Consider the following 4,688-nt stretch of genomic DNA (forward strand, 5'->3'; position numbering starts at 1 on the left):
CCCTCTCGGGCGTACTCTCGACCTCGGGTCGAGGGTTGCCGTCCCCGCGACCGCGGGTTGACAGAACCCGGTGGCCTAGACGTAGCTGCGGACCCGCACCACGGACGCGTCGTGCGCGCCTGCGATCCGGTCCGCCAGCTCTGCGGCCCGGGTCCGGAACCGCTCCACGCTCCGCAGCTTGATGTCCTCGTAGCCCCGGACGAGATCCGGCAGCCCGGCGAGCTCGACGAGCGTCGCGTGGGTGTCGGCGTCGAGTCGCTCCAGGGCGGCGAGCACCATGTCGCGGTACTCGTCGACCAGGGCGCGCTCGACGCGTCGCACCTCGGCGTGGCCGAACGGGTCCGCCCAGCTCCCGCGCAGCCGACGGCCCGCCCGAAGGCCGCGGAGCACGGGCGTGAACCACGGACCGAACGAGAGCTTGCGTCGCAGGCCCATGGCCCGCAGCAGCGGCGGGTGCAGCTGGACGGCGACCCGGGCCCCTGGGCCGAACTGCTCCTCGACGCGGGCGCGCTCGGCGGGATCGAGGTGCAGTCGCGCGACCTCGTACTCGTCCTTGTAGGCCATCAGCTTGAACAGCCCGTCGGCGAACGCCGCCGTCAGCTCGTGCCGGCCGGGCGTCGCCCGGGCTTCGGCCGCGGCGACCTGCGCGACGGCGTCCTCGAAGCGCCGGGCGTAGCGCCGCGACTGGTACGCGACGAGCTCGGCCGAGCGGCGGGCGACGAGATCGTCCAGCCCGGCATCGTCCAGGACCGCCGGCTCGTCGAGGCCCGGGGCGTGCTCGCTGTGGGCGCCGAGCGCATCCATGGCGTCGGGGCGCGCGACGCAGGCCCGGCCCCAGGCGAAGGCCAGCAGGTTGTTCTGCACGCCGGCGCCGTTCAGGCGGAACGCCTGCTCGAGGGACTCGAGCGAGATCGGGAGCGATCCGAGCTGGTACGCGGCCCCGAGGACGATCGCGTTGGCCGGCATGTGGTCCGCGAAGAGCGCCTGCGACAGCGCCTGGGCGTCGAGGTAGGCGTTGCCGTCGGTCCCGGCCGAGGACTCGATGGTCCCCAGCAGGCGGCTCAGGCGGGGGAACGCGGCATCGGGATCGACCACCATGCGTCCGGTCGGGACCGCGCTGGTCGAGACGACGGCCGCGGTCCGGTCGGGTGCCGCGACCAGCAGGTTGCGCTCGGTCGCCGTACCGAGGATGTCGAGGCCGAGCAGCACGTCCGCGGTCCCGGCGCGGAGCTTGCCGACGCCTCGCACCGGCGTGCGCGAGAGGACGAGGTCGCTCACCACCTGGCCGCCCTTCTGGGCGAGGCCGGTCATGTCCAGGGCGGCGAGATGCAGGCCGTCGAGCATCGCTGCCATGCCGATGATCTGGGCCACGGTCACCACGCCGGTCCCGCCGACGCCGACGAGACGGATGTTCGTCGCCCCGGCCCTCGCGTGAGCCGGGGGAGTGGGCAGCGCGGGAGGCTCGGGCACCGTGCGCCGCGCGGTCGGGGCGCCGGTCGCCCGGGAGGAGCCGGCCGGACCGCGCCGCAGGCGTCGCCGACGCGCGGGTCGTACCTTGACGAACGACGGGCAGTCGCCCTGCAGGCACGAGAAGTCCGTGTTGCAGGACGCCTGGTGGATCTGCGTCTTGCGGCCGTACTCGGTGTCGACCGGCAGGACGCTGAGGCACGAGCTCTTGTGTCCGCAGTCCCCGCAGCCCTCGCAGACCCGCTCGTTGATCGCCACCCTGAACGGCGGCTCCGCGAGCTTGCCGCGCTTGGTCAGGCGACGCTTCTCGGCCGCGCAGGCCTGGTCGTGGATCAGGACCGTCACGCCTGGCACCGCGGCGAGCTCCTCCTGGACGGCGATGAGCTCCTCGCGCGGACGGACGGTCGTGATCGAGGAGAGGTCCGCCCCGTCGAAGCGCGACGGATCCTCGGTCGTGATCACGATCTGCCGCACGCCCTCCAGGGCCAGCCAGCGCGTGAGCTCGGGGACGAGCATGCGTCCTTCGATGTCCTGGGCGCCGGTCATGGCGACGGTCCCGTTGGACAGGAGCTTGTAGGTGATCGACAGGTCGGCGGCGACCGCGGCGCGGATCGCGAGGGACCCGGAGTGGTGGAAGGTCCCGTCGCCGAGGTTCTGCAGCATGTGCGCGGTGTCGGTGAACGGGGCCATGCCGATGAACTGCGCGCCCTCGCCGCCCATCTGGGTGATGCCGGTGATGTCGCCCTTGCCGTCGGGGTTCAGCAGCACCATCGTGTGGCATCCGATGCCGCCGCCGACGACCGCGCCCTCGGGGGCCTGCGTCGAGCTGTTGTGCGGGCACCCCGAGCAGAAGAACGGCGTGCGGGCGGCGGCTCCGAGCGCCGGTACGGACGCGGCGCGCTCGCGGGCGGCGTGGATGCGAGCGACGCGGTCGCGGACCGACGGCTGGTCGAGGCCTCGGGAGTGGAGCCGGCGGGCGACCGCGAGGGCGATCGCGTCCGCGTCGAGCTCACCGGTCGCCGGGAGCAGCTGGGCGCCGCGCTCGTCGGTCTTGCCGACGACCAGGGGGGCCGTGGCGCCGTAGAGCACGCTCTTGATCTCGCGCTCGAGGAACGGCAGCTTCTCCTCCACCACGAGCAGCTCGTCGAGCCCGTGGGCGAACTCGCGGACGACGGTTGGCTCCAGCGGCCACACCATGCCGAGCTGCAGCAGGCGGACGCCCGCCTGCATGAGCGCGCGATCCGACAGGCCGAGATCCTCGAGCGCTTGACGGAGGTCGTGGTAGGTCTTGCCCGCGGCCATCACCCCGAGCCACGCGTCCTTGGTCGGCAGCGTGATGCGGTTGAGCCCGTTCAGCCGCGCGTACTCCAGCGCGAGCGGCAGGCGGGCCTCGAACAGGGAGGCCTCCATGTCGAGGGACACCGGGGCCAGCAGCCTGGCGCTGGGGGTGTGGCGGTAGGGGCGGCCGCGCCACTCGACCGTCGGCGCGACAGGGCGCACGCGGTCCGGGCCGACGTCCGCGGTCCCGGCGCCGTCCGCGACGTTGGTCACGACCTTCAGGGCGGCCCAGAGGCCGCTGGCGCGGGACAGCTCGTAGCCGTGGCGGGCGAGGTCGAGCGTCTCCTGGACGTCACCGGGGAACAGGACCGGGACGTGCATCGCGGCCAGCAGTGGCTCGGTGGCGGACGGGAGGGTGGAGGACTTCGACGCGGGATCGTCGCCCGCCAGCGCGAGGACGCCCCCGGTCGGGGATGTGCCGGTGACGTTCGCGTGCCGGATCGCGTCGGCGGCGCGATCGACGCCGGGTGCCTTCCCGTACCACGTGCCGACGACCCCGTCGACGCGGGGTCCCGGGAGCTGCCCGGTCAGCTGCGACCCCATGACGGAGGTCGCGCCGAGCTCCTCGTTCAGCCCGGGATGGTGGTGCAATCCGAGCTCTGCGGCCAGATCGGCCTGGCGCTCGAGCTCCAGGTCCAGCCCTCCGAGCGGCGACCCCTGATAGCCGGAGACGAAACCCCCGGTCCGCAGGCCGTGGCGATGGTCGGCCCGCAGCTGGTCGAAGGCGGCGCGGATGATCGCCTGGACGCCGCTGAGAACGATGCGTCCCTCGTCGAGCCGGTACTTGTCGTCCAGCGTCACGGTACGTCCGACGGCGGGGGACGGCACGCTGGTGCGGTCCGGGCGGCGGGTGCTCGCGGAGCTCGCGGGCGGGGAGATCGCAGTGGGCGTCGACGTGCCGGAGGAGGGCGAAAGCATGGTAAGAGTGTTTTACCAATCATCACGGCGGATTCCCAGGGAAACACACGTTCCCCGACCGGAAGCCGGTGTACCGGCAGTCGATGCCATGGTCAACTCAGGTGACCGATCGTTGAGGCGGCCTTGACCAACGCCGATGCGCTGCGATGCTTCTCCGTCTGATGGAGTTCTCTCGGGTCCAGACGCGCAAGACGTTCGAGGAAGCCGTCGCGCAGATCGCGGAGCGCGTCAAGCTCGGGGAGCTGCGCGTGGGCGACCGGCTGCCGTCGGAGCGGATCGTGGCCGAGCAGATGGGGATCAGCCGTCCGACGTTGCGCGAGGCCGCCCGTGTGCTGGTGAAGGCGGGCGTCCTGGAGGTGCGCCCGGGTTCGGCGGGCGGCATGTTCGTGGTGGGCGACGTCGTCCCGCGCGATCTCGTACGTCGCACCTCCCAGTTGCGGCTCGGCGAGATCGGAGGCGTCCTGGAGGCCCGGAGGCTGCTCGAGCCGCGCGTCGCGCAGCTCGCCGCGGCCTACGCGACCGAGGACGACTTCGCGGGCCTCCAGGAGACGATCGAGCGCCAGCGGGAGCTCCTGCGGGAGAACCGCATGCCCCAGTCCGCGGAGGACCGGTTCCTGCAGCTGGACCTCCAGTTCCACCTCGGGATCGCGGCGGCGACCCGCAACCAGACGGTGATGAAGCTCATGCGCTCCCTCCTGCGGGAGCTCGAGATCGCCCGCGACATGACCCTCCACGAGCCGCTGGCTCCGGCCTGGTCGGTGGAGATCCACGAGCGCACGCTCGAGGCCATCCGCTCCGGCGACCTCGAGCGCGTCGACGTCGTCATGGACGAGCACCTTGCGGGGCTCGAACGTACGTGGGAGCGCGAGTCCGGGCGCTCGATGATCCGTCCCGTCCCCGCGTTCCTGCGACCGGTCGCCGAGCGCGGCTGACCCGGGTCGCTCACACCGGTTCGGGTGCCGGCG

2 protein-coding genes are annotated in these 4,688 nt (G+C 72.7%); one reads left to right on the forward strand and one right to left on the reverse strand.

What is annotated here, in order from left to right; genetic code table 11:
* Positions 1 to 75: 75 nt before the first annotated feature.
* Positions 76 to 3,723 carry an indolepyruvate ferredoxin oxidoreductase family protein gene (locus ABYE80_RS17315; RefSeq protein ID WP_372791556.1) on the reverse strand — a complete coding sequence of 1,216 codons (3,648 nt, stop codon included), beginning with the start codon at positions 3,721 to 3,723 and terminating at the stop codon, positions 76 to 78.
* A gap of 161 nt (positions 3,724 to 3,884) precedes the next feature.
* Between ABYE80_RS17315 and ABYE80_RS17320 the strand changes: the two genes are divergently transcribed.
* Positions 3,885 to 4,655 (forward strand): FadR/GntR family transcriptional regulator, encoded by a 771-nt coding sequence (locus tag ABYE80_RS17320; RefSeq protein ID WP_372791557.1) that lies wholly within the window; start codon positions 3,885 to 3,887, stop codon positions 4,653 to 4,655.
* The last annotated feature ends 33 nt before the right edge of the window (positions 4,656 to 4,688 follow it).

The sequence above is a fragment of the Paraconexibacter sp. genome, assembly GCF_041602235.1.
Taxonomy (GTDB): domain Bacteria; phylum Actinomycetota; class Thermoleophilia; order Solirubrobacterales; family Solirubrobacteraceae; genus Paraconexibacter.

Excerpts from the sequence above, each read along its gene's own strand:
- ABYE80_RS17315 (WP_372791556.1), bottom strand. The coding sequence starts at position 3,723 with ATGCTTTCGCCCTCCTCCGGCACGTCGACGCCCACTGCGATCTCCCCG.
- ABYE80_RS17320 (WP_372791557.1), top strand. The coding sequence starts at position 3,885 with ATGGAGTTCTCTCGGGTCCAGACGCGCAAGACGTTCGAGGAAGCCGTC.